20 protein-coding genes are annotated in these 26,082 nt (G+C 29.4%); all 20 read right to left on the bottom strand.

The window, feature by feature from the left end; translation table 11 throughout:
• Positions 1-16: 16 nt before the first annotated feature.
• On the bottom strand, positions 17-2,131 hold the full coding sequence (locus IR151_RS10440; protein ID WP_227434466.1) for a cell wall-binding glycosyl-hydrolase Cwp19: 2,115 nt from the start codon (positions 2,129-2,131) through the stop codon (positions 17-19).
• Positions 2,132-2,430: 299 nt separating this feature from the next.
• Positions 2,431-3,135 (bottom strand): SH3 domain-containing C40 family peptidase, encoded by a 705-nt coding sequence (locus IR151_RS10435; RefSeq protein WP_227434465.1) that lies wholly within the window; start codon positions 3,133-3,135, stop codon positions 2,431-2,433.
• A gap of 201 nt (positions 3,136-3,336) precedes the next feature.
• Positions 3,337-5,250, bottom strand: coding sequence for a polysaccharide biosynthesis protein (locus IR151_RS10430; protein ID WP_227434464.1), 1,914 nt, complete (start codon positions 5,248-5,250; stop codon positions 3,337-3,339).
• Between the two features lie 84 nt (positions 5,251-5,334).
• Entirely contained in the window at positions 5,335-6,426 is a 1,092-nt protein-coding gene (locus IR151_RS10425; RefSeq protein ID WP_227434463.1) for a glycosyltransferase family 4 protein, read from the bottom strand.
• 5 nt (positions 6,427-6,431) lie between these two features.
• Positions 6,432-7,799: a UDP-glucose dehydrogenase family protein gene (locus IR151_RS10420; protein WP_413926633.1), complete on the bottom strand. Its 1,368-nt coding sequence runs from the start codon at positions 7,797-7,799 to the stop codon at positions 6,432-6,434.
• Complete coding sequence (locus IR151_RS10415; protein WP_227434461.1) at positions 7,753-8,505, bottom strand: glycosyltransferase family 2 protein; 753 nt, start codon at positions 8,503-8,505, stop codon at positions 7,753-7,755. Before IR151_RS10415 ends, IR151_RS10420 begins: the two co-directional genes overlap by 47 nt.
• Positions 8,506-8,552: 47 nt before the next feature.
• Positions 8,553-9,461 (bottom strand): glycosyltransferase family A protein, encoded by a 909-nt coding sequence (locus IR151_RS10410; protein WP_227434460.1) that lies wholly within the window; start codon positions 9,459-9,461, stop codon positions 8,553-8,555.
• A gap of 21 nt (positions 9,462-9,482) precedes the next feature.
• Positions 9,483-10,232, bottom strand: coding sequence for a glycosyltransferase family 2 protein (locus IR151_RS10405; RefSeq protein WP_227434459.1), 750 nt, complete (start codon positions 10,230-10,232; stop codon positions 9,483-9,485).
• 28 nt (positions 10,233-10,260) lie between these two features.
• The gene (locus tag IR151_RS10400) at positions 10,261-11,436 is read right to left on the bottom strand and encodes a CDP-glycerol glycerophosphotransferase family protein (protein ID WP_227434458.1); all 1,176 of its coding nucleotides are present in this window, start codon (positions 11,434-11,436) and stop codon (positions 10,261-10,263) included.
• 14 nt (positions 11,437-11,450) lie between these two features.
• Positions 11,451-12,290, bottom strand: coding sequence for a glycosyltransferase family 2 protein (locus IR151_RS10395; protein WP_227434457.1), 840 nt, complete (start codon positions 12,288-12,290; stop codon positions 11,451-11,453).
• Between the two features lie 2 nt (positions 12,291-12,292).
• On the bottom strand, positions 12,293-13,450 hold the full coding sequence (locus IR151_RS10390) for a polysaccharide polymerase (RefSeq protein WP_227434456.1): 1,158 nt from the start codon (positions 13,448-13,450) through the stop codon (positions 12,293-12,295).
• A gap of 15 nt (positions 13,451-13,465) precedes the next feature.
• Complete coding sequence (locus IR151_RS10385) at positions 13,466-14,188, bottom strand: glycosyltransferase (RefSeq protein WP_227434455.1); 723 nt, start codon at positions 14,186-14,188, stop codon at positions 13,466-13,468.
• An 11-nt stretch (positions 14,189-14,199) separates the two neighbouring features.
• Positions 14,200-15,273: a mannose-1-phosphate guanylyltransferase gene (locus tag IR151_RS10380; RefSeq protein WP_227434454.1), complete on the bottom strand. Its 1,074-nt coding sequence runs from the start codon at positions 15,271-15,273 to the stop codon at positions 14,200-14,202.
• A 21-nt stretch (positions 15,274-15,294) separates the two neighbouring features.
• The gene (locus tag IR151_RS10375) at positions 15,295-17,001 is read right to left on the bottom strand and encodes a phospho-sugar mutase (RefSeq protein WP_227434453.1); all 1,707 of its coding nucleotides are present in this window, start codon (positions 16,999-17,001) and stop codon (positions 15,295-15,297) included.
• Between the two features lie 45 nt (positions 17,002-17,046).
• Positions 17,047-18,603, bottom strand: a complete 1,557-nt coding sequence (gene murJ, locus IR151_RS10370) for a murein biosynthesis integral membrane protein MurJ (RefSeq protein WP_227434452.1) — start codon at positions 18,601-18,603, stop codon at positions 17,047-17,049.
• A 115-nt stretch (positions 18,604-18,718) separates the two neighbouring features.
• Positions 18,719-19,774, bottom strand: a complete 1,056-nt coding sequence (locus IR151_RS10365; RefSeq protein ID WP_227434451.1) for a cell wall-binding repeat-containing protein — start codon at positions 19,772-19,774, stop codon at positions 18,719-18,721.
• Between the two features lie 94 nt (positions 19,775-19,868).
• On the bottom strand, positions 19,869-20,555 hold the full coding sequence (locus IR151_RS10360) for a sugar transferase (protein ID WP_227434450.1): 687 nt from the start codon (positions 20,553-20,555) through the stop codon (positions 19,869-19,871).
• A gap of 219 nt (positions 20,556-20,774) precedes the next feature.
• The gene (locus IR151_RS10355) at positions 20,775-22,799 is read right to left on the bottom strand and encodes an N-acetylmuramoyl-L-alanine amidase (RefSeq protein WP_227434449.1); all 2,025 of its coding nucleotides are present in this window, start codon (positions 22,797-22,799) and stop codon (positions 20,775-20,777) included.
• Positions 22,800-23,058: 259 nt separating this feature from the next.
• Positions 23,059-24,210, bottom strand: coding sequence for a DUF5009 domain-containing protein (locus IR151_RS10350; RefSeq protein ID WP_227434448.1), 1,152 nt, complete (start codon positions 24,208-24,210; stop codon positions 23,059-23,061).
• A gap of 108 nt (positions 24,211-24,318) precedes the next feature.
• Positions 24,319-25,896, bottom strand: coding sequence for a cell wall-binding repeat-containing protein (locus IR151_RS10345; protein ID WP_227434447.1), 1,578 nt, complete (start codon positions 25,894-25,896; stop codon positions 24,319-24,321).
• Positions 25,897-26,082 lie beyond the last annotated feature (186 nt).

The raw sequence follows: 26,082 nt of genomic DNA, 5'->3' as shown, positions 1-26,082 counted from the left end.
CTTTATTAAATTCTTACTACTGAACTAAGTTTAATAAACTGTTTAATGCAGTTTGATTTATGCCATCTCCAGCTTCATATACTAGGCTTGTCTTTTTAGGCTCTAGAGCAGTTTTCTGAGCAGATGTTACACTATTTCCAAGCATAACTACTGGTGATTTTAATTTTGCTGCTAAAGGTCCTGATGTTAATGCATCTACTAACTGATTACTCTTACTTACAAATATTGATGAATATTCAGCATTTGGATAGAATTTCTGTATTACTTTTCCATTTGTTTCTTCTCTATTTTCTCCAGCTATTCTATTTTTAGATACATCATTTGTAATAACTTTATCTAATTTACTTATTACTGAATCAGATATACTTAAATTACCACCGATAAAGTATGCATCTTTTACATTTAAGTCTGATACCCAGTTATAGATTTCATCACTTACATTATCTTTTGATACTAATACGATTGGCTGTTTTTCTTCTCCTGCTTTTGAAGCTATAGAAAGAGAATCTGCTTCACCTGTACCACTTGTTATATATAGTTTGTCTACTGGATTAGTCTTAGCTAATTCTTTTGCTATTAAAAGAGATGTGCTATATCTATCTGAGCCACCTACTCTGTTTATTGATACATTTGATAATGTATCTTTTATCTCACTTTCAATTTTATCTCCAATAGAACTATTTCCTCCTATTAAGATAACTTTACTTGGATTAAGTCTTTTTATTTCATTTTTGGTAGATGTTGGTATGTCACCCTTATTTACTAATAATATAGGTGCATCATTTGCAGTAGCAAGTGGAGTTGATGTTATACCATCTACTATAGAATATCCATTTACTAATACTACTGTATCTGAATTTGTAGCCCATCCTTTTTTACTTATTGCAACTGCTGTATCATATCTTTCAGCACCTCTTAATTTTTCCACCTTGACATTAGATGGTGGAGTCACTGGCTGTTCATTGCTGTCAGAGTACAAGCTCTTTAAATCATTTTGTATAGATGTACTATTTGCTATATCTTTAGCTGAAAAATACATACTACCCTTTATTTCACTATATTTTCTATTTAATGTTACTTGCTTAACTATTTCTTTTGCTATGTTTTGCCCATTATAACTTGATTGCCCTTGCTTATATATACCTTGTCCTATGTATAAATCTACATTTGTTCCTTTTACTTCATTTGCCCACCATGCTACTAATTTAGAGTAATCTGCAGCTTTAAGACCAATTGGCCAGTAAAGTTGTGGAACTACGTAATCAACTAATCCTTGTTTTATCCATGCTCTTGTATCTGCATATGTACCTACATAACTTTCATTACCTGATGTATCTGAACCTGTTGGGTCACTACTCTTATTTCTCCATATTCCAGCTGGACTCACACCAAACACAACTTCAGGCTTTATACTCTTTATAGATGCCTTTACATCTCTAAGTAGAGTATTTACATTTTCTCTTCTCCAATTGTCTTTGTTTTGTCCTTGTCCATATTTTTGATATGTAGCAGTATCATTGAAGCTTACTCCTGGATAGAAATAATCATCGAAATGAACACCATCTATATCATAATTTTGAACTACCTCTGCTATACTATCAACTATGTACTTTCTAACTTCTGGTAGACCTGGGTCATAGTAATACTTATTTCCATGTTTAACTACCCAACTTGGGTTTTTCTTTGCTGGATGGTTTGCTGGCAACTTATCTATGCTCTCATCTGCCATAGTTATTCTGTATGGATTAAACCATGCGTGAAATTCCATTCCTCTTTTGTGTGCTTCTTCTATTAAAAATGGTAATGGGTCATATCCAGGGTCTTTACCTTGAGTACCTGTAAGATATTCAGACCATGGATTTATATTTGATTTATATAAAGCATCTGATTTTGGTCTTACTTGAACCACTGCTGTGTTTATCCCTGAACTTTTTAATTTGTCTAATAGGTCTGTGTATTCCTTTTTTTGCTTGGCTTCATTATTTTTAGTCTTAGGCCAATCTAAGTTATAAACTGTAGATATCCAAGCTGCTCTCATTTCCTTATCATTTGACGAATCAGCAAATGAACTTACACTACACATTGTAAGTGTCATTACCAACGATAATAGTAATATACTTATCTTTTTCATTTCATCCCCCTTAATTTCTTAAATTTATTTTTTTCTACAATATACTCCTTACTAAGTATATCTAAAATTCATATTATCTGTCAAATATTGAATAATATAGTTAATATTTATATTTAATATTTGATTATAATATGAAATAATTTATTATAAAAAAAACAGCAAAGAAATTTATCTTCTTTGCTGTTTTTATAACGTTCATCACTATTTTAATATTAATTAATACTTCACTCTCTATGTAAAACATTAAACATAACTGTATTTAATGTTAATATTCAATCCTATGTAAATTAAATCTATTATTATTGTAAAACACGTGTAGCAGTTATAAGTCTTCTAGCATAATTAGTTCCTGGAGCCATACTAGTAACTTTTACTACATCTCCTGTTTGTGGTGAATGTATAAATTTAGAATCTCCTATATACAACCCAACATGATTTATTGAACCACCTGAACCAAAGAAAACTAAATCTCCTGCTTTTAATTCTGCTCTAGATACTTTCTTTCCTACTGTTGCTTGTGATCTTGATACTCTTGGCAAATTAACTCCTGCTCCATTTTTGTAAACATAAGAAGTGAACCCAGAACAATCAAAAGAGTTTGGTCCAGTTGCTCCCCATCTATATGGTTTACCTTGTTGCTTAAATGCTAAGTTTAAAACATTTTGTACCTTTGCGTCTACATTTCCACCTTCAATAGTTAAATAATCTCCATTTACCCATCCTGTAACATTGTCAACTGTTTTTATTTTTATCCATCCATTTGAATGTAATTCTAAAACTTCAACTTTGTCACCTGTGTTTATCTTTCCTACTATTGCATCATTTGCACTAGCTCCACTTCTCATGTTTAAGAAGTCACATTGATCTACTGTCGCAGTCATAGGTGAATTAGATAACTCTGCTGCACTAGCTGTTATTGCTCCCGCCTCCACTGTAACAACTCCTGCTATTAACACCATCGCTATAAATTTTTTCAATATATGTTTTTTATTTTTAATATTCATCATAATCTCAAATACCTAATCCTTTCGAAAATTTAACATTTTGTTCCTTCGTTTCCAATTCCTAATTAACATTCTAACTTACATCAAAATAAATTGCAACCTTTTTTGTAATCTTTTTGTAATCTTTTTGTAATCTTTTGTTTCTTTTTAGTCTCTATTTGTTTCTTTTTGCTCCCCCTGGTTACAAATTAGAAATATATTCTACTTATCTCGAGTTATTGCAATTTCCTTGATATTAGCATCTTCTGGTTTAATGTAAGTTGGTACTAATTTTCTCATTACACTATCTATTTTTTCAGTTTCTTCATTGTTTGTAATTTCTTTTAAAAGTTTTAAGTATTTTGTTATTTCTTCTCTATCAACATCTATTGGCCTACCAATAAAAATCTTTTTATGCTCTGTATCTAACAGACCTTCTTCTGACATAAGAAGTTCTTCATACAATTTTTCTCCTGGTCTAAGACCAGAAAATTCAATTTTTATATCAACATCTGGTTCAAACCCACTAAATTTTATTAAATTTTTTGCTAAATCCAATATTTTTACAGGCTCTCCCATATCAAGCACAAATACTTCTCCACCTTTAGCCATAGCTCCAGCCTGTATAACAAGTCCTACAGCCTCTGGTATCGTCATAAAATATCTAATGATATCTGGATGTGTAACAGTTACTGGTCCTCCATCTTCAATTTGCTTCTTAAAAAGGGGAATTACACTTCCATTACTTCCAAGTACATTTCCAAATCTAACTGCAACAAACTCAGTCTGACTTTCATCATTCATTGTCTGTATAATCATCTCAGCAGCTCTTTTAGTAGCTCCCATTATATTTGTAGGATTTACAGCTTTATCTGTAGATATAAGGACAAACTTCTTAGCTTTATATTTTGAAGATAAACCTGCTATATTTAAAGTTCCAAATATATTATTCTTTATAGCTTCACCAGGGCTTGACTCCATAAGAGGAACATGTTTATGAGCTGCTGCATGGAACACTACTTCTGGCTTATATTTATTAAATATTTCATCCATTCTTTTTTCTTCTCTTATTGAAGCTATTATTGCTTTTAAATCCAGCTTGTTTTTATATTTTCTAAGCAATTCTTGTTGTATTGCATAAGCATTATTCTCATAATTATCAACTATAATAAGCTCTTTAGGATTAAATCCTGCAATCTGTCTGCAAAGCTCTGAACCAATTGAGCCTCCTCCTCCAGTTACAAGGATTACTTTTCCTTCAATGTAGTTACTTATCTCTTTTAAATTTGTTCTTATAGGCTCTCTACCCAATAAGTCTTCTATTTCTACCTCTCTAATCTGTTTTATGTCAACTTTTCCATCTATAATTTCATAAATCCCTGGTATTGTCTTTATTTTACAATTAGTATTTTTACACATATCAATAATTTCTTTTTTTCTGCGTTTTTCTATGTTCGCAATAGAAAAAATTATTTCATCTACTTTATATTCTTCAACTATATCATTTATCTTTGAAGTTGTTCCTACAATCTTTACATTATGAATTATTCTTCCGATTTTATTTTTATCATCATCGATTATAGCTACTGCGACTTTTTTAAGTTCTGGATTTCGCTTTAATTCTTGTATAACCATCTCTCCAGCATCTCCTGCTCCAATTATAAGAATGTTAGAAACCTTCCCTCTAGAATAGGTTTTATTCATGACTATTCTTATAGCTCTGTACCCTATTCTCACTCCACTTGTAAACATTATAATGAATATCGTATTTAATACATAAAGCATTATAGGATAATCGAGTCCCAATATTCTATTTATCACATAAGCTGGAATTAGATAAGCTAAAGTTGCAATAAAAATCGAAATAATTTCTTCTTCTCCTGCATATCTCCACAATGTGTTGTAACACTTAAACAATCTAAATGATACTATATGGAGTACAATATATATACAAACTGAAATTATTACATTATTAACATTGAATACATCTAAATTTCCTGTCAAACTCAAAGACATTCGAAATGCTACTAGCACGCTACAAATATCTAGAATTAATAATGTTAGTTGTCTAAATTTATATTTTTTAAAAAGCTTATTAAAAAAGCTTTCTTTCTCTAAATCTATACTTTCTCGCATAACTAGAAGCCCTCCATTAAACAGCAAAAGCTACGCACCTAAGCATAGCCAACAACATCTATCTTTTGCTGTATTTTTCAATTCTTATTTTTTATATTTATCTAATATAGAGTCGTATATTTTTGCTATATCATTAAAGTTTAAATTAACTTCATAATTTTCTCTAACAAACTGACGCCCTTTTTTACCCATATTAAGTCTAAGTTCATCATTTTCCATTAGCTTTATTATAGCATTTTTTATTTCTTCTGGTTGCTTTGGCTCTACAATTAGCCCAGTTTCATTTTTCAATACAGATTCTGGATGTCCACCTACATTTGTAACAATGACAGGAACTTCACAAGACTCTGATTCTATTGCAGCTACACCAAACCCCTCTCTCAAAGAAGGAAATACAGTTACATCAAAAGAATTAAAAGTCTTACTGACATCCTCTGGAGATATTCTACCTAAAAATTGAACATCTTCTTCTAGTCCTAATTCCTTAGTCAAATTCACTAAGTTATCCATTTGACTTCCAGAACCACCTATTTTTAAAATTATTTTCTTTTCTTTATATTCATCTTTCAACATCTTAAATGCTTGTACTAAATATTCAATTCCATATTTTTTTTCCAAACTCTTTATAATTCCTATTACAAAAGCATCTTCTTTTTCTACTTCCATAGGTTTAAATCTATCCATATCTACTCCGAAAAAGGTTACATCTACATGCTTAGTTGTATATTTATTAGCTTCTTTAGCCATGTCTCTACTATTTGAAAATATATAATCTGCTTTTCTAAAGTTATGTTTTATAATTTGTTTTTGTATAAAACCATTGTTTGGGAAATCGTAAATATCAGTACCCCAAACAGAAATAATATATGGATGATACCCAAGTAAACTCCCTATAAATCCATAGCTACTTGCATATTGTGCATGAAGTATATCTGGCTTTATTTCATTTACTAGTTTCTTTATTTGTTTTATTGAACCTAAGTATCCTGTTTTTTTAGAAATATTTTCATTTTTCAGTTCTTCTACGTTAGAACCAAAATCATATATTTTAATTCCTTCCATGTGACCTCCATTTAAAGAGATTACATGAATGTCATATCCTTTATTTTTAAAAAAACTACACCATTTCAAAGTATGAGGATTTGACCCATCAGCCAAATAACAAACAGTCTTCATAATATTTACCTTCCTATCGAATAATACTCAATACCTAGTTCTTTCATATCTTCAAGCTTGTAGCAATTTCTTCCATCTAGAACTAAAGGATTTTTCATCTTTTCCTTATACTTATGTATATCATAATTTAAGACATCTTTCCACTCTGTCATTATAAAACATATCTCTGCATCTTCTATTGTATCATCTATAGATTTAGCATAAAGTATAGAATCTCCAAATATTTTCTTAGTATTTTCAACTCCTATTGGGTCAAATGCAGTAACTTTTGCTCCTCTTTCAAGCAAATATTTTATATTTGGGATAGATGGAGCTTCTCTTATATCATCAGTATCTGGCTTAAATGTTAGTCCTAAAACAGCAACTTTCATATCTTGAAAACTCTCTACTAGTTTAGATGCCTTTCTAACTAATTTAAGTTTTTGGCTTTCATTCACTTCTATAGCAGCTTTTACTGTTTTTAACTCATATCCATTATGTTCAGACAACCAGTGAAGAGCTTTTGTATCTTTAGGGAAACAAGAACCTCCATAACCTATACCTGCTTTTAAGAATTTACTTCCTATTCTATCATCATAACTCATTCCTAAGGCAACATCTTCCACATTAGCTCCTGCTATCTCACAAAGATTTGCAATATCATTCATAAAAGATATCTTAAGTGCTAAAAAATTATTTGATGCATATTTTATCATTTCAGCACTATTTCTATTGGTTACTATTATAGGTTGATTAAAAGGTTTATAGATTTCTTCCAGTATTTCTCTTGCCCACTCACTTTCCACTCCTATAACGATTCTTGAAGCATGTAAAGTATCTCTTACTGCGCTACCTTGTGATAAAAACTCTGGATTAGATGCAAGTTCAACTTTCACATCATTTTTTAAGTTTCTATTTATATAATCTTCTATTTCTTCATTTGTTCCAATTGGTACTGTAGATTTTATTACTACTAAAGTATCTTTTGTTACAGTTTCAGCTATTTGCTTTGCAACTGCCTTTATATAATCTAAATTAGCTGAACCATCACTTCTTTCAGGAGTTCCCACAGCTATTAGTATTATATCTACATCTTCATAAGCTTTTTTATAATCTGTAGTATAATTTATTCTTCCTTTTTTATAATTTCTAACCATAAGTTCTTCTAGGCCTTCTTCATATATAGGTGCTATCCCAAGTTGCATCGATTTAACTTTGTGTTCATCTATATCAACACAAATTACATTTTCATTGCCTACCTCTGCTAGACAAACACCTGTTACTAGCCCTACATATCCAGTCCCAGCTATAGCTATTTTCATTTTTTTACCTCCAAGTATATAAAACTTATACTCTTTTTTTAATGGCATTAAAAACATAGAAACAAAATACATATAGACTTTTTGGTAAACTTAAATTTTCAACATTTCTATAAGTATTCCAAGTTCGTTTTAATGCTTTTATCTTATTGCTTGATATAGAATTCCCAACTAGCCTATAATTCACTAAAGCTTCTTGAATTCCATATGCATATTTTTCCTTTTTAAGTAATTGTAACCAAGTTGCAGTATCTTGTCCTCTTCTTACTAAAGGCATACTAAATTCACCTATGACATCCTTATCGATGACTACAGTAGAACACCCTATTATAGTATTTCTAAGTAATCCTTCATAGTCAATCTTTTTAGGTGCTCTTGCAACTTTACTCGTTTTTGTTCCATCTTGTCTCATATATCTATAAGATGTAAAAGAAAACCCGATATTTTCTTTTAACATATATCCTATCTGAATTTCTAACTTTTTACTCTCCCATAAATCATCACTATCTACAAATGCAATAAATCTACCTTCCGCATTTTCAATACCAACATTCCTAGATACTGCAGCTCCAGAATTTTTTTCAAGCTTTATATATTTTATTCTAGCATCTTCTTTTTGAAAACTTTTTATAATTTCACTTGAATTGTCCTTAGAACAATCATCCACTAATAAAAGCTGCCAATTTTTATAAGTTTGATTTTGGATTGACTTTATTGTCTCTGATAAAAACTCTTCTGAATTATATACAGGAGTAATTATCGATACTAAAGGCTCATTCATATTTTTACTCTCCTTATATAGCAACTAGCAGTACTATACCAACAAGTTTACTTAGATACTAACTTTTTTTGTCCAATATATTTGTAATATCCTAATGGGAACAACACTAAATACAATAATTTATCAGATATTTTTTTGATTTCGCCAAAATAATGACTCTCAGATAACAATGAGTATCTAGCTAAATTTATGTAATTCTTTATCCACATATATGGATATCTACCTAAAGGATATGTATTTTGATTTATTAAATATAAAAACTCTAATGCTCTACCTTTTAATGCATTTTTATTTAATATATTCTTAGTCAAACCATCATCCAAATAATCTCTTATTATCATAGGTTTGTTTACACATTTAACTTTATAGTATTTAGACATTTCATTCCATACTACACTTTCTGGTAAAAATCTCACTTCTTTTCTTTCTGGAAAAGGAAATTTTATAAGCTCATCAGTTACAAATACTATGCTTTTATCTCCCTTAACACCATATTTAAAATATAGGTCTGCAAAGTGACATATTTTTTTATCCTCAGGCATTTCTGTGCCTATTAAATCTCCACTTGGGTATACACAAAGTCCAACAACCCCACTAAATCCTTCTTTATTTTCTACAGAATTCCATTCATCATTAGCAATTTCAAGAGAATCTTTAATTAAACCATCATCACTATCTACAATGAAAAATAGTTCTCCATCTGCATTTTTTACACCTAGATTTATTGCAGTATGCTTTCCTCCATTTTCTTTGTATATATATCTTATATTTAATTTATCTTCTGATATAAATTTTTCAACTAATTCTTTAGTACCATCACTACTTCCATCATCAACAATCAACCATTCAAAGTCGTTGAAATCATATGTTTGAGCTTTTAAATCATTATACAAATTTTCAAGTAAATGTGCTCTATTATATGTTGGAGTAAATACAGTAAATTTATATTTATACATTAATTAAATCTTCCTCTCTATCTAACTTTTTTTAATTCCATTTATTCCATAATTAATAAAGTAGTATATAGCTTTGTATAGAGGTATTTTTTCTATATTTCTATATATATTCCAAGTCCACATAGCAGCCTTTATCTTATTACCACTAAGGGAGTTACTAGATTTTCTATATAATGCTAAAACTTCATTTATTCCATGAGCGATATGTCCTCTTTTCAATATAGATAACCACAAGACATAATCTTCATGTCTTACACCACTCATTTTAATTTCAAAATCCAATTTAGACTTATCAATTACAACAGTAAGACATCCCAAAATATTTCCCTTTAATAACCTTCTATAATCTACATTAGGTGGCACTTTTATTACTTTATTTAACTTTTTATCATTTTCGTCCATCAGTTCATATGAAGTAAATGAGATTACATAGTCATTTTCTAACATAAAGTTTACTTGTTTTTCTAACTTACTACTATTCCACTGGTCATCACTATCTAAAAAAGCTATAAATTGTCCTGTCGCATTACTTAATGCTAGATTTCTAGCATTAGAGACACCCTTATTAGTCTCAGTCTTTATGCATTTTATTCTACTATCTTGTTGCATATAAGATTTGACTATACTAGGACTATTATCTGTTGAGCAATCATCAATAATTAACATTTCCCATTCTTGATAAGTTTGGTTTAATACTGATTTTATGGTTGCTTCAATAAATTTTTCAGAATTATACATGGGAGTAATTATAGATACTAAATTCTTCTTCATATTACCTTCCTCATCATTTATAAAATATTTATTTAATTTTACTTAATACACAATCATATATCCTCTTGCAGTTCTTATTGTCATTATATCTGAAAAACTTATTTCTTTCATTTTTTTGGTTACCCATAACCTCAAAATTATTTTCAATAATATCAATAAGTTTATTCACAGCTTCATCATTATTATAAGCCAAAGACCCAAACATTTCGCTTTTTAAATCTATATACGAGTCAACTTTTTCCATATATTCATCTAAATCAAATTGATAAAATAAAATAGGTCTGTTCATATAGAGAAAATCTATGGCAACACTTGAATAATCAGTTATGTTTGCAGCTGATTTTCTTATTTCATTTGCTAGAGTTACCCCTTTATCTAAAAATACAATTCGTTTACCAGTTATGTTTTCTTTTATGTCATCTATAAACTCATGCATAAGATGATGCATATAAATTTTTACATTTATATCTTTCTCATCTAATATTTTATTTAATTTATCATCATTCAAGAAATTCATTATATTTTTAAAATAATCTGTATCTGTAAATTTTCCTGAACTAAATTTTATCCAGTCTCTCCATGTAGGAGTATATAATATATCTCGTGTTTGTGCAACTTCATTTGTTGGTAAATTGTCATATCTTGCATTTCCAATTATATAAACTGAGTCATCTAACATTCCCCAATCATTTACCATGACATCTCTTTCAAACTCAGAACTTGCTGTAACTATATTATAACTTTTATATAGGTTATCTATAATATTTTTAAACTTTTTATTCATTGGCTTTCTCTTTTTAAAACTTATCGTTCCATGATTTAAGAATACTTTTATCGTCTTTTTATGGAAATAATTAAGAACAGGTACAGCAAAGTTATAAGGTGCTATATCTGCTGATGGCGCATGTGAAAATACTATAGCTTTTGAATTGTAATAATATAGATAGTTTTCTACACTTCCTCTTATTAATTTCTTGCCTGGAATTTTATTGAATACTTTACTGTCTTTATTTACTACCCAATAAGTTTCTACATCATTATGTTCTTTCAACATATACTCATAAAAGAACTTGGCATTATCATTGTATATATCTCCTGAATGTCCACCTATAAGCCAAATATTTCTACCATTAAACTTATGCTTACTAAATGGATACATAAAAAAAGCCAAAAGCATATTTATTAAAAATTTAACCTTGTCCATAAACACCATCCTCATTATAACTTATACTGTCTAAATCCATTAATTCTTCCTTTTATAGTGGCACTATGATAATCTTTGTTGGAACTCAATATAAGACCGCCTATATTTCTTACAAGCTTTGATGCCATAACCTTTACAAACTTATAATTCTTTCTATAGACTATTTCTTTTTTGCAAATGGCTCCAAAACCTCTTCCATAGTTATAATCTTTTTGATACTTTTCTTTAGATTTAGAATGTTTTTTTGCAGGATGGTAAATTATATCATTCCCAAAGTATTTTCCTTTAAATCCTAAACTCAACAGGTTTAAAACATAATCTATCTCTTCACCAGCACCAAAATCTCCACCAACACCTAATTTTTCGTCAAATCGTGTATATTCTTTTTCTCCAAAATCAACAAAAAAAGTTATGGATGTTATAGTATTTAAAACGTTGGAACTTGTGATATCACAAGTTCCATCATACATTTTCTTAAATGCATCAATTTTATTTGCATCCATAGTTTTACAACTGTATATTTTATAATCTTTATTTTTATTAAAGAAGTTTGTAACTTTTTCTAATGTATCATTTTCGTAGACACAGTCATCATCAGGAAAACCTATAATTTGTCCTTTAGCATTATCTATGCCTACATTTCTGTTATAACTTAATCCTAGCTTATCGCTTTTTATATACTTTATATCTAACTTATCAACGTATTTATCAACTATCTCCTTAACTTTGTTATTATCATTTTGATCTATTACTATAAGTTCAAAGTTCTTGTAAGTTTGATTTTCTAAGCTATCCATAAGTAAGTATATATCATCATATCTATTTAATGTTGGCATTATTAATGATATTAACATTACTACCTCCTACTTTTCATTTTCCACAAATCTACCTCTCTTTTATCATTTAATATTACTTCTTTTATTAGTAATACTATTGTGAAACTAAATGAAGCTTCTAATAATAAATTTTCTGCAAAAGAATATAGTAAAAATATGAATAAAGCTACTAAATACTCTTTTTTATCTTTTTCTATAAAGCTTTGTATACCTTTATACATCAAAAACATAAATAAGATGCAAGCAATTACTCCTAGTACACTAATTATATATATATAAGAACTGTCTAATGGATTAGTTGCTTTTATAGCAGCACTATATGAATTTCCAAAAGGTTTCATAAAATTTCCCTCTTGAGCTAAGTATACATTCCAGAACTTAGGTCTACTTGCTAATAATCTATTTAGTACACTACTTTTAGAAAACATCATACCAATAATTACACTAAATAAAGTAAGTATTATCGGTGATGTCTTTATAAGCATTGGTAGTACTTTTATTTTTTTTAGGTCTATCACTCTTATTATCTCTACAAATATTAATCCTGCTAATATAGTAAAAAAGCCAGTTCTACTATATGTAGTTTGATAAACAAAGAATGCAGATCCAAATAAAATTATTCTATCCCATTTATTATAGTTTTTATATCTTAAGAATATATATGCTGCATATATAGTAACCATATAATAAAATACTCCATTTGGATTACCAAGTCCAAAATCCATTCTTGTAACAAGCGTATCTAATTTTCCTATATATCTATAGTGGACTTCCTGATTAAATACTAATGAAGGAAATAAATTAAATAATAATATAGCTCCTATTAAAAAACATACAGATATTATTAAATAACTTTTAACTATACATTTATCATCTATTTGTTTAGCTGATACAGCTAACAAAACAATTAATAATATAGCTCCTTCTCTATTTAATATATAAAGTAATACACAAGCTCCAACTAGCACCATTTCTGTTATACTTTTTCTCTTATCAAATAAAAAAAGTAGCATTAGTATTCCTATTGAAGAATAAAATAACGCTGATTTAATTATCCCTATACTCATATCTGGGTCAATAAATGATATCATATACTTTCTAAGTACTATGATAAACAAAACAAATATATAAAGATATTTTTTAATCATAATATTTCTATCATCGTTTAAAGTCTTCATTTCACTTTCTCCCTTTTAGCTTCTTAAAGTATTACTTGCAAATATTTTACAACACTTCCATATCTTATTTACACCTGTTAAGTGCTTGCTTTCTAAGAAATAATTTCTTTTCTTAGCCCAACTTTTTCCCCACCAATGTATTCCATAAGTATTTTCTGTAATACATTCTGGTGTAAAGTCTTCTTTAAATCCAAAAGGATAAAAATATTCTTTATCGTAGACACGAATGCCTTCTTCATAGTTATTTTGGTCAATCTTTTTATAATTTTTTTCCATAAGATAAGTCATAACCTTTGGTATTGTAAACAATGAAGAAGTAAGCACCTCTTTTTCGTAGTACTCTAATAAATCTTTAAAGAAAGGATGTCCTTTTTCTACACCTACTATGGCTGCATTCATGTATTCTCCATCATCTTCATATCCACATATAAGCCTATTATTTTCTAAAAGAGGAGTTATATCCTTTAATATCTGCATATCTGTATCCAGATAAACTCCACCTTGTTCATAGAGTACCCTTACTCTTGTATAATCTGATATGAATGCCCAAAGCTTTCTTTTATAACATTCTTCCAAAAACTTATTTCCTTTTATTTCTTTCTCTATATCAAAGTTTTTTTCATTCCACTCTACTATCTCATATTCTGGAAGTTTTTCTTTCCAGGAATTTATACATATATTTTCTATATTTCCTTTTGGACCACCAAACCATACATAATGTATTTTTTTAGGAATCAAATGAACACCTCCTACATATATTCTTGTCTATCTTCTTCTTTTAATTGCTCTACTATCTTTTTGACATCTTGAGCTTTATCTTTTCTACAAACCATAACTGCATCATTCGTAGATACTACTATCAAATCACTAATACCTATTGTCGATATTAATTTGTCATCTGAATATATAATTGAGTTTTTAGTATCTATAGTAATATTTTCACCTCTTTTGATGTTACCTTCATCATCAGTTGGATATATCGCACCTAGGGAGTCCCAAGAACCAACGTCATTCCAACCAAAATCACCAGGAACTACTATAACATCATTACTTCTTTCCATAATACCATAATCTATAGAGATTGATTGTATTGTTGGATAGATTTCTTTTATTTTTTCTATTTCTTCTTCTGTTCCTAAGTAATTACTGATTTCCTCTAATTTTTCATATACTTTTGGTAAGTATCTCTTAAAATCTTCCAATATCTTGGATACCTTCCATACAAACATCCCACTATTCCACACATATTTCTTAGAATTTACATACTCTTTAGCAATTTCATAGTTTGGCTTTTCTACAAACTCCACTACTTCATATGCAACATTTTCTATTGTATTTTCTCTACTAAAGTTTATGTATCCATATCCTGTTGATGGGAATGTAGGATTTATCCCAATAGTTACTAGTTTATCATTATTTTCTGCTATATAAATAGCTTTTTCTAAAATAGCTTTAAATTCTTTTTCATCTTTTATATAATGGTCAGCTGGATATACACACATAACACCATCACCATATTTTTTCATTATGTTAAAGGCTGCAAAACCTATAGCTGCTGCCGTATTTCTGGCACATGGTTCTGGTAAGATATTACTGTATAAACATTTATCTTTCACTGTATCTTTTAAAGCGTCCATTTGCTTCTCATTAGTTACTATAAATAAATCCTCTTTGTTTGCTAGAGAATCTATTCTGTTTATAGTTTCATTTATTAAAGCATCTTCTCCACTTAAATTTATAAGCTGCTTAGGTACTTCTTGTCTACTAAGTGGCCAGAAACGAGTTCCGCCTCCTCCAGCCATTATGACATTATATACTTTCATCGTTTATCTCCCCTTAGCTCTTTATATAGAATCCACCACATTTAATATATAAGATATTAAATTATTCAACTTAGATTCTACATCTTCTTGGTTATCTGAATTTGCTCCAAAGTAAAATTTAATTTTAGGTTCTGTACCTGAAGGTCTTATAGCTATCCAAGAACCATCTTCAAGTAAAAATTTAAGTACATCTGATTTAGGTAAATCATCTACTCCATCTTTATAATCTAAAATCTTATCTACTTTTACATCAGCCACATTATCTATTTTAACACTTCTAAAGTAAAGCATCATCTCTTTTATTTTTTTTATTCCTTCTATGCCTTTTAAAGTCACTGACTTTAATTCCTCTTTGTAGTACCCAAATTTATTATATGTATCTATCAAGGCTTCATACAAGTTCATACCTTTTGAAAAATAGTATGCTGCCATTTCACATATCATAAGCGAAGATACAACACCATCTTTATCTCTAGCATGAGTTCCAATTAAGTAACCATAGCTTTCCTCATATCCCATTATAAAGCTTCTATCATTACTTTCTTCAAACGCTTTTATTTTTTCTCCTATAAATTTGAACCCTGTTAAAGTATTTAAACAATCTACATTATAAGCCTTTGCTATTTTTGCACCTAGTTCTGATGTAACTATAGTTTTTATTATTGTAGGATTGTTTTTAGGAAGTTTATTTTCTTCAACTAAACTCTCTACTATATATCTAACTAAAAGTGAGCCAACTTGGTTTCCATTTAAGACTACATACTCACCACTAGAATCTTTTACAACAACACCTACTCTGTCACAATCAGGGTCTGTCCCTATTATCAAATCAGTACCATTACTCTTTGCCATTTCAATAGCTATATTAAATACTGACTTTTCTTCAGGATTAGGATACTTAACTGTTGAAAAATTAGAATCTGGCAATTCTTGCTCCTTAACCACCATTACATTTTCAAAGCCACATTCATTTAAGACTCTTCTTACTGGTTTATTTCCGGTTCCATGAATAGGTGTATATATTATTTTTAATTTTTTTCCATATTCATCTATCGTGCTTTGTCTTAAAACTTGCTTCTTAACAGCCTTTATAAACTCATCATCTATTTCATTATCTAATATAGTTATTAAATTTTTAGATAAAGCTTCTTCAAAATCTACACTTTTAATGATACTGTAATCATCAATCTTATTAACTTCTGCAATTATATCATTGGCCATATCTATACAGATTTGACCTCCATCTGAGTCATATACCTTATATCCATTGTACTCTTTAGGATTATGACTTGCTGTTATTACTATTCCCATAGCACACTTTAAATGTCTAACAGCAAAAGAAAGTTCTGGTGTAGGCTTTAACTCTTCAAAAATATAAGCCTTTACACCATATGCACTTAAAGTTTTAGCTACTTCTATACAAAACTCTCTTGACATGTATCTACTATCATGTGCTATAACAATTCCTTTTTGCTTTCCTTCTGCACCTTGCGTCTTCATAATATAATTTGAAATTCCAAGTGTTGCACGTCTAACAGTATAAATATTGATTCTATTAGTTCCCGCTCCTATTATACCCCTTAGACCACCTGTCCCAAATTCTAAATTTTTATAGAATCTATCTTGTATTTCTTTGTCATCATCCTTTATACTTAATAGCTCTTCTTTGGTTTGTTCATCAAAATAAGGAGAATTTAACCACATCTCATAATTATTTTTATAATCCATATTTTCATCCTTTCTGACTCTATTTTAATTTTTTAAGGTAAATGTCTATCTTTTAAGTAGTTTTTGCTTTCCTTTTTTTAAAAATTCAAAAGCTAAGTCCATCTCTTCTACCTTAAATAAAACTATCAATATCGTATATACAGAAGCCCCACCTAATACTCCAGTTCCAACTGCTATAATTTCTTTAATTGTTCCTGCACCTATAAATGCATATAGATTGTTATATATCAATAAAGTGACTACTGCCATCACACCTGATGCTACCAAACTTTTAAGACCAGTCTTTATGATTTTATCTCCTCCAAAATATCCAGTTTTCTTTTTAAGAGATATAAACAATAATATAACTGTAATTATATTAGACGTACTAGTTGATATAGCAATACCTGCATGACCAAGTGGTCTTATCAATATTAAATTAAGAACTATATTTATTATTAAAGCTATACTTCCATTTATCATTGGTGTCTTTGTATCTGAAAGAGAATAGAATGCTCTATATAAAACATCTCTTACCCCACAAGCCAATAAACCTAACGAATATAATCTAAGAGCTATAGATGTAAGGTCTGTTGATAATGCATCAAACTTACCCCTTTGGAATAGTATTCTAACTAGAGGTTCTGCTAGTATAATAGCTCCTATGGATATTGGAAGCACTACCAATATAATACAATTTGATGACTTTACAATAGTACTTATAAATCCTTCTTTATTATCTTTACCTGACATTTTTGCCAGCTTAGGATATATAACGGTTATTATAGATGTAACAAATAATGCCATAACAAACTCATTTAGTCTATTTGCATAGTTAAGAGCGGACAACTTCCCATCCCCTAAAGTAGTTGCCAATAACCTGTCAACAAATATATTTAACTGTCCAACAGCTACACCTATTAACATAGGCAAGACTAGATTCACTAATTCTTTTATGGACTCATCCTTTAAATTTATATATGGTTTATACTTGTAGGACTTCTTAAATGCAAATGGGAGTTGAAACAATAACTGACTTGCCATGGCAACCAATGCTCCTGCTGGTAGTATCCATACATTTTTACCTGCACTTAGTGCTATTGCTGCTATTATTATGATATTATATGGAATTCCTATAAGACCTGGAATTACAAAACTCTCATTCACCTGTAAAAATGAACTAAATATTTTACTTCCACTTAAGAACAAAACTCCTGAAATCATTATTTTAGTAAATAGTATTGCTGCTTGAAACTTAGCAGGGTCACTTCTAAATCCTGCTGCAAATACTGTAACAAATTGCTCTGTAAATAAAAGCCCAAAAATAGCTATTATTATAGCCATTATATAGCATATATTTAAAACATTGTTAGTAAATTTTAAGGCACCTTCATCTCCGAGTCTTTTCTTTGTCTCAAAGTACATAGGTATATAAGTTGTAGCAATTGCAGAACCTATGACTGCTATGATTAAACCAGGTATATTTAATGTTAATACAAATACGTCTGCATACATACCTGTTCCATAGAAATTTGCAAGTACAAGTTCTCTAAGGAAACCTAATACTTTTGAAAACATAGTGGCCGCCATAATCCACAATGCTGCTTTAGCTGTTTTTGACATTTTCTTTCTCCTTCTCTAATTTAAACTCTAAAAGTAGAACTTTTAAAACTGCTTATAAACATTATTCTGATTAAGTAAATTTAACCTATGAAAAGCTTCCTTAATAAATTAAAGACTATCTTGACTCATATCTAAGCGCTCTAAATACAATCAATAGTAATAATAGTATTAATATTATACAAGATAAGGATGTTAAATTAAGTATACTCTTTAACAGACTATAATTACCTACTGTATATCCAACTTCAATTACATCACTTATGTTGTTATCTTTCAAGAATTTATCTTGTGCATGACTTAAATTATCACTACAAATCAGTATTGGCATATTTTCTTTGGCCGATACTACTCCCAAAGAAATATATTCGTTTACATCAGATCTACTTCCAAAATCTAATTTAGCAGTATAGATTTTCTTTATATCTTTTTCATCATAAAACTTCTTTATTAAATCGACATTTGTGCTTGACTTATTTATTTGCTTTATACCTTCTATATTCTTTAAGCTAGAATCAATGTCTGCAATAAACTCTTTTGAATCACCTAATGCATATATTTTTTCAAGGTTTTTACTTTTTAAGAAGTCAATTTGTTCTTCAAAACCTTCATCTTGAGCCCATATTATTGGCATTCCATTTTTAGCTGCATAAGAATATACAGATATGGCATTCTCTAATCCTGTAGTTGAGCTAAGTAAAAATGCCTTATCGAATCCTACTGTTCTGTACATTTCTCTAGCTATCTTTAAAGATGTATCATATCTGTCTTTTCCTCTTATTCTTTCTACTTTAATTCCCATTTTCTCTATATTACGTTCAGCATCTTTAGATACTGCCTTTAAACCACCTATTATCGTAACCTTCTCTGGACCTAGCTCTTTTAGATAATTTCTTGTTACTCTACCAACATTTTTACTCTTAGTTACAACTATCGGAGCATTTTTTACATATGCCAAAGGTGTTGCACTTATACTATCTACAATTGACTCTTCATTTACAAGAATTACTTCTTTAGAATTCTTGAATACTCTTTTATTTAATTCTGTTGAAATCTCTGGTATACTACCTTCTATCAACTCTTTTTTAGGACTTACATCTGCAAATACCCCCACTGTACTAGAAATAGAGATTAGCAAAACTAACGATAATATAGTAGAAATTTTTTTAATCATAAGTTCTCATTCCTTTTCTTTTTGTATTTTTTGACAATAAAAAAGCTCTTTTTTAAAGAGCTTTTTCATTGATTAATAATCTAATATTTTAAAATTATCTAGCTCCGTCTCCTGTCAATACTACTTTAACAGTTTTAAAGAGTATCTTAAAGTCAAGTAATATACTCCTATTTTTTATATAGTAAATATCTTCTTTAAGTTTTTCTTCAGGAGTGATTTCGTATCCACCATTTACTTGTGCCCAACCTGTAAGTCCAGGTTTTATAGCAAGCCTGTTGATAAATCCAGGTATTTCCTCATTAAATTGAACAGTAAAGTTTGGTCTCTCTGGTCTAGGACCTATTAAGCCCATGTCCCCCTTTAATATATTAAACAGCTGTGGAATCTCATCAATTCTAGTTTTCCTAATAAACTTTCCAACCTTAGTTATTCTAGGATCATCTTTTTCAGCCCATTGTGCGCCAAATTTTTCTGCGTCTGTTCTCATAGATCTCAATTTATATATATAGAATCTTCTCCCGCATTTTCCTAGTCTTTCTTGCTTATAAGTTATTGGTCCTTTGTCCTCTATTTTAATAAGAATTCCAAATATTGCTATTAAAGGTAAACCTACTACAAGTCCTAATATAGATAAAACTAAATCCACAACTCTTTGGTACAAGTCAAACAACACTGTGCCTTTTACTATGCTATAGTCAATCTCACTTGCAATTTCTTTATCTGCCCCTGGATAGCTTGTAACTTTAGGTATTTCACATTCATCATTAGTATATCCAGACATAGTTACCTCCATATTGGAATAAAAAATTTTTAAATTCTTAATTTCAACGTATTTCTATCTTATTTTTGACTTATTTCTATATTATACTCAATAATGAGAAGTTTATCAATACAATAAACGTCATTGTAAACAATTTGATTCTTTGCAAAAATATATCATCTCTTGCTATATTTTACATTATAACAGGAGATGATATATTTTGCTTTAATATTTTTTATTTTATTTTACTGTATCTTCTATTCCTATTCCAATTTGAGTTCCCATTGTCTTTACTTTTTCTGCTGTATTTAACTTATCCATGTCGCTCTTATTGTCTATAAATGCGCATTCTACAAGTATTGCAGGATATTTATTGTTTCTTAATACATATAGGTAATCATTTCCATTAGCAAGTGTTCTTGTCTTGATTCCTCTATTTTGCATATTAAATTTCTCTAATATTCTTTTTAATATATTTGATGCAGCAGTCTTAGTTGTTCCACCATTTTTATCTTTTACTTTGTAAAAAATTTCCACACCATTACCAGCTCCATTAGATGCATTGTAATGTATACTTGTAAATAAATCTGGCTTTATAGTGTTTGATAATGTCGTTCTTTCTCCTAAAGCCATTGTTTTATCTGTATCTCTAGTCATAACAACATTTATACCTTTTGAACGTAAATATTCAGTAGTTGCTAGTGCTGTATTAAGAGTATATTTCTTTTCTTGAGCTCCACCATTTAATCCACTTGTTGCTCCTGAGTCAGAACCCCCATGACCTGGGTCTATCACTACAGTTTTTCCTGCTGCTGAACCTGGATTTTCTGGTTCTGTTGGTGCATTGTGTTTTGATAAACTAGATGCTATAGAACTTATAACACTATCCTTCATTCCATCACCAATTTGATATACTGTTCCTGCTGTTTTTTCTGATAAGTTTGTACTATGGTATGCAGAAACGTAAGTTTTTGGAGTTATAAGTATTGGAGATTTCAACTTAGCTGCTAAAGGTCCTGCTGTTATTGAGTCAACTATTATATCAGATTTTGCAACTAACATTGCGCTCAATTCTTTATCTGGATAGAAAGTCTTAATTACCTTCGCATTAGTTTCATGTCTATCAGCTCCAGATACTCTGTTTTTTGAAGTTGCATTTTTTGCTATCTTAGATATTTGGTCTATAAGTTTTGATGATAGACTTTGGTCTCCACCTATGTAGTAAGCTTCTTCCAAACCTTGTGAAGATAGCCAATTATATGTACTTTCTGGTACAGAATCTTTATTAGCTAATATTATAGGTTGTTGGTCTTCACCTGCTTTTGATGAAATATTAAGAGCATCGTACTCACCAGCATATCCATTTGCTATATATATCTTATTAACATCATGATACTTATCGATTTCTTTTGCTATAAGTAAAGATGTTTCATGTCTATCAACTCCACCAATACGAGTTACATTTACATCTACAGCAGATTTTATTTGAGATACTGCCTTTTGTGAAACTGAACCATCATCACCTATGATTATTACATCACTTGGGTTTAGACGTTTTAATTCAGCCTTTGTACTTTCTGGTATATCATCTTTATTTGCAAGTAATATTGGTGCATCATATGTAGAAGCAAGTGGAGTAGCTGTGATTCCATCTGCTGCTAGTTCTCCATTAACTATTACAACCTTACTAGCTCCATCTTTCCATCCTTGTTTACTTATCTCAACTGCTGTCTCAAATCTAGTAGCTCCTGCAAGTTTTTTTACTGGTGCAGAAGTTTTTCTCATATATTCATTCACTGCTTTTGTTGAGTTAGCATCACTTATTATAAACTCTTGTGTAACATCATAATCTTTAAGATTTAATCCCATAGATTCTAAATCTTCTTTATTTAAAACCTTCTGTTCATCTTTACCATTTACTTTTATGCTTTGAAGTTCCCATACATTTAAGTATTCTGGGTCTTTGTTATAGTTTATTACACCTTCATATGTATCTGTTTTTTCATTGTAATTTAAAGTAGCTTCAAGTGGCATATCATAACACATAAAGTTTAATGTTATTGAATCAGCATTTAATTTTTCTTTAAACTTTACACTTGCATTCGATTTACTTCCTAACACAACACTTTTTCTTTGTAAATTTATATTAATATCTGAATTAGATTCTGTATTTGCAGTAGTATTTTCCGCTGCTAAAGCCACGTTTGGTGCCACCATTGCTATAGACAACATTCCTGTTGCTAATAATTTTGTTCTCTTTTTCATCGTATCCCCCCTAGATTTTTAGATCTTTAAATCTTATTTAATTCTTATTTAATTCTTCTTGAACTTGTTTTATATTACATAAATTCAATATTATGTAAATCTTTTTTCATTATAGCACAAAAGATTACAAATTGTAATCTTTTTGTAATCTTTTATGGCATGTTTTTTTAATTTTCGCTAGGGAAAAACTGGATTATAACTGAGAATTTCTGCATATTTAAACAAATTGAATAAATATTTTTTTAAACAAAACACTACATTAAATTTTAATAAATATTTTCTTTTTATACATAAACGACATTATTATAACCCAAAACAATACATACAAGAGAGAAAATACAAGAGAATCCCATGTTGTACCTGCCCAAGGTGTTATAAATTCATATGTAGTCCATTCCACCAAAGTAGTAGGATAATCTACTTTATCAGTAAGTTTTGGTAAATTCCAAAACACATGGCTCAATATTTCAAGACACATATATGTAAAAATAGGGCTACTTCCAAGTGCTATTATTGGAGTAAATATTTTGCTTTTATTTTTGATGTCACATATAAAGTAAAATATCGCCAATAAAATACCATAACTTCCAGCCATTAAAAGTACGAATGAACTTGACCATAATCTCTTATTAAATGGAAAATATTGATTAAAAGCAAAAGCACATATAAGTAAAATGATACTCATAATTAATATTTTAAAGAATTTTTTATACTGTCCTATATTTTCTTTTAGAAGTACACACCCCATAGTACAGCCTAACATACCTGAAGAAATTGCTACTATACTCGTTAAAAATCCATCTGGTTCAAACTCTGGCTTGTACAAATGTCCTTTGAAAAAATGGAAATCCACTAATTGTGCAAGAGAACCTTCTAGCTCAAATCCATATGGTTTTGCCACTATATAATATCCCACTATGATAAATGCAGATATACATAAGAAAGTAATTATAGTTGCAGTGCTTCCTACATTCAGTTTTTTTAGTAGTAAATACACTAGACTAGTTACAAGGTATACTAATCCCATACGTTGAAGCACCCCAAGTATTCTTACAGTACTTAAGTCATGATTTCCTAGGTAATTTAAGAAAAATCCAAACAACATTAGTAAAATACTTCTCTTAAATATACTTAGTATTATTCGTATTGTAGATTTATTATTCTTTAGTTTACTGTTTATTGATATTGGAATTGTAACACCTAAGGATATAACAAAGAAAGGAAATGCAAAATCTGCAAGTGTTACACCATGCCATATAGCATGTCTAAGTTGTGGATACATTCTCATCCAAGTCCCAGGATTATTGCAAACTATCATGAGGGCTATTGATAGCCCTCTTATTATATCAATTGATTTAACTCTATTTTTCATAATTTTTGTATCTAATTTACTTTCAAATCCACTCTCCATATTACCTCCCCAAGATTTAATTGTATATTTATCTTTAGCTATGAATCAATCTAACTATATATTTTCAAATATAAATATAAAATATAGCTTTCTTAAATATACATCTTTTTAGTTAAGAAATTTCTTTAGAAATCCAAGTTTATCTAATATATCTTGTATCTTATTAATTTTCTGGCTTATAGAATCTATAGCTTTTTCAATTGAATCAACCTTAGCTTCTAAATCTTCAACCTGATTTACTTTTTTGTCTATAGTACCATGATTAGTGATGTCACTATTAGATGAGTTATCTATAAGCTTTCCTATATAACCATCATTAATCAATTTTGTATCATTAGCAGATGCCAATATCATCATTGTTTCTATATCTGAATTTCTAGTATTTTCTATAACTCTACCATTTTTGTCACGAACTGACAATATAGTTATTGTATCATGATTGTTAAATCCACCTTCTCCAATATTTCTCACTATAACATTTACTAAAGTAGCATAGTTATTTACCTCACCATTAGGCATATCAATAGTGATAGTCTTTGAACAATCACCTTTTATATTCACAGTTATTGGCTTATTTGTTATCATTCTAAAAGCTTCATTTACAGTATCCTCTTTTGGATTAAAGTTAATAATGTCATTAGGACTTGCAATATTTATCATATTAGTTAATTCCTCAACGGTTTTAGCTTCAAAGATAGTTTTATCTTGTAAAGTCTTAATTTCATTAAAAGCTTCTTCATTTCCATTTCCACCAACTTGTGTTACAGTACTTAATTTTTTAGTACTAAGTATATCCCTTTGCTTTGTATTTAGTTTATCACCGACCAAAACAACAGGTGATTCATTCTTTGCTGCCAATACTCCAACTGCCAATGAATCAATAAGTTGATTTTCATTTTTACTTCCATCTTTAGTTACATATAGATTGTTTAAATCTACATCAGAATAAAACTTTTCTATAACCTTGGCATTAGTTTCATTTCTATCCTTTCCACTCAATCTTTCTGCATTAGGGAGGCTTTTTTCTACAGCTCTTGAAACAGAATTTGTACCTCCAATTACATATGCCTTTATAACTTTCTCATCTTTTATAAATTTCTCAAATGCTTCTACTCCATTCTTTGGACTAGATAATACTACAGGCATATTATTTTGAGCAGAAGGTGCCCCAACACTTACAGCATCACTTAGCCCTTTTTCGCCATTTACAACAGCTACCTCCTTAACATCTTTAATATCTTTTAGTTTATTTGCTAAAAGTAATGAAGTTTCATATCTATCATTACCACTAATTCTTTCTACATTTAATCCATCACTTTTTAATTGATTCTCTATATCCTTGTTTAACACAGCAGTCCCACCAATTAAATAAATATCCTTAGCTCCCAAACGCTTTAGCTCTGTTTTGGTTCTATCATCCAGTTTATTGCTTTCTGTCAAAAGTATTGGAGCTCCTTTAGATTTTGCAAATGGTGTAGCTGAAAGAGCATCAGCCAAAGAGCTATCATTGACTAATACAGCATTATTACTAGAACTATATGCTTTTTGGCTTATCTTTACAGCAGTTTCATATCTCCCTTCACCTATTAATTTTTCCTCTGTAAGTGCATATGATGAAGTTATAGAAATCCCACTTAAAGTAAGCGCTATTGTCAATATTGTTAAAATAGTTTTTGGTGCTTTCATTTTATTACCCCCTTATTTCGTTTAAAATCTTACTATATTATATTATAGAATATCTTTACACTATTTTACAGTTTAAAATTATTACATTTTTATCTATAAAAATTTCTCAAGAAATAAGCCCCAACCATATTAACGGTTAGGGCTTATTTCCTTTATATATTTTTAAAGCAATATTAAATATTTTTT

Source organism: Clostridioides sp. ES-S-0006-03 (assembly GCF_020662275.1).
Taxonomy (GTDB): domain Bacteria; phylum Bacillota; class Clostridia; order Peptostreptococcales; family Peptostreptococcaceae; genus Clostridioides.
The sequence above is the reverse complement of the archived record's forward strand: the minus strand, read 5'-3'. Positions and strand labels throughout refer to the sequence as shown.

Excerpts from the sequence above, each read along its gene's own strand:
- IR151_RS10430 (WP_227434464.1), bottom strand. The coding sequence starts at position 5,250 with ATGCGAGAAAGTATAGATTTAGAGAAAGAAAGCTTTTTTAATAAGCTT.
- IR151_RS10380 (WP_227434454.1), bottom strand. The coding sequence starts at position 15,273 with ATGAAAGTATATAATGTCATAATGGCTGGAGGAGGCGGAACTCGTTTC.
- IR151_RS10425 (WP_227434463.1), bottom strand. The coding sequence starts at position 6,426 with ATGAAGACTGTTTGTTATTTGGCTGATGGGTCAAATCCTCATACTTTG.
- IR151_RS10400 (WP_227434458.1), bottom strand. The coding sequence starts at position 11,436 with ATGGACAAGGTTAAATTTTTAATAAATATGCTTTTGGCTTTTTTTATG.
- IR151_RS10405 (WP_227434459.1), bottom strand. The coding sequence starts at position 10,232 with ATGAAGAAGAATTTAGTATCTATAATTACTCCCATGTATAATTCTGAA.
- IR151_RS10415 (WP_227434461.1), bottom strand. The coding sequence starts at position 8,505 with ATGAATGAGCCTTTAGTATCGATAATTACTCCTGTATATAATTCAGAA.
- IR151_RS10440 (WP_227434466.1), bottom strand. The coding sequence starts at position 2,131 with ATGAAAAAGATAAGTATATTACTATTATCGTTGGTAATGACACTTACA.
- IR151_RS10350 (WP_227434448.1), bottom strand. The coding sequence starts at position 24,210 with ATGGAGAGTGGATTTGAAAGTAAATTAGATACAAAAATTATGAAAAAT.
- IR151_RS10360 (WP_227434450.1), bottom strand. The coding sequence starts at position 20,555 with ATGTCTGGATATACTAATGATGAATGTGAAATACCTAAAGTTACAAGC.
- IR151_RS10410 (WP_227434460.1), bottom strand. The coding sequence starts at position 9,461 with ATGTATAAATATAAATTTACTGTATTTACTCCAACATATAATAGAGCA.
- murJ (WP_227434452.1), bottom strand. The coding sequence starts at position 18,603 with ATGTCAAAAACAGCTAAAGCAGCATTGTGGATTATGGCGGCCACTATG.
- IR151_RS10395 (WP_227434457.1), bottom strand. The coding sequence starts at position 12,290 with ATGTTAATATCATTAATAATGCCAACATTAAATAGATATGATGATATA.
- IR151_RS10365 (WP_227434451.1), bottom strand. The coding sequence starts at position 19,774 with ATGATTAAAAAAATTTCTACTATATTATCGTTAGTTTTGCTAATCTCT.
- IR151_RS10420 (WP_413926633.1), bottom strand. The coding sequence starts at position 7,799 with ATGTATTTTGTTTCTATGTTTTTAATGCCATTAAAAAAAGAGTATAAG.
- IR151_RS10435 (WP_227434465.1), bottom strand. The coding sequence starts at position 3,135 with ATGAATATTAAAAATAAAAAACATATATTGAAAAAATTTATAGCGATG.
- IR151_RS10390 (WP_227434456.1), bottom strand. The coding sequence starts at position 13,450 with ATGAAGACTTTAAACGATGATAGAAATATTATGATTAAAAAATATCTT.
- IR151_RS10375 (WP_227434453.1), bottom strand. The coding sequence starts at position 17,001 with ATGGATTATAAAAATAATTATGAGATGTGGTTAAATTCTCCTTATTTT.
- IR151_RS10345 (WP_227434447.1), bottom strand. The coding sequence starts at position 25,896 with ATGAAAGCACCAAAAACTATTTTAACAATATTGACAATAGCGCTTACT.
- IR151_RS10355 (WP_227434449.1), bottom strand. The coding sequence starts at position 22,799 with ATGAAAAAGAGAACAAAATTATTAGCAACAGGAATGTTGTCTATAGCA.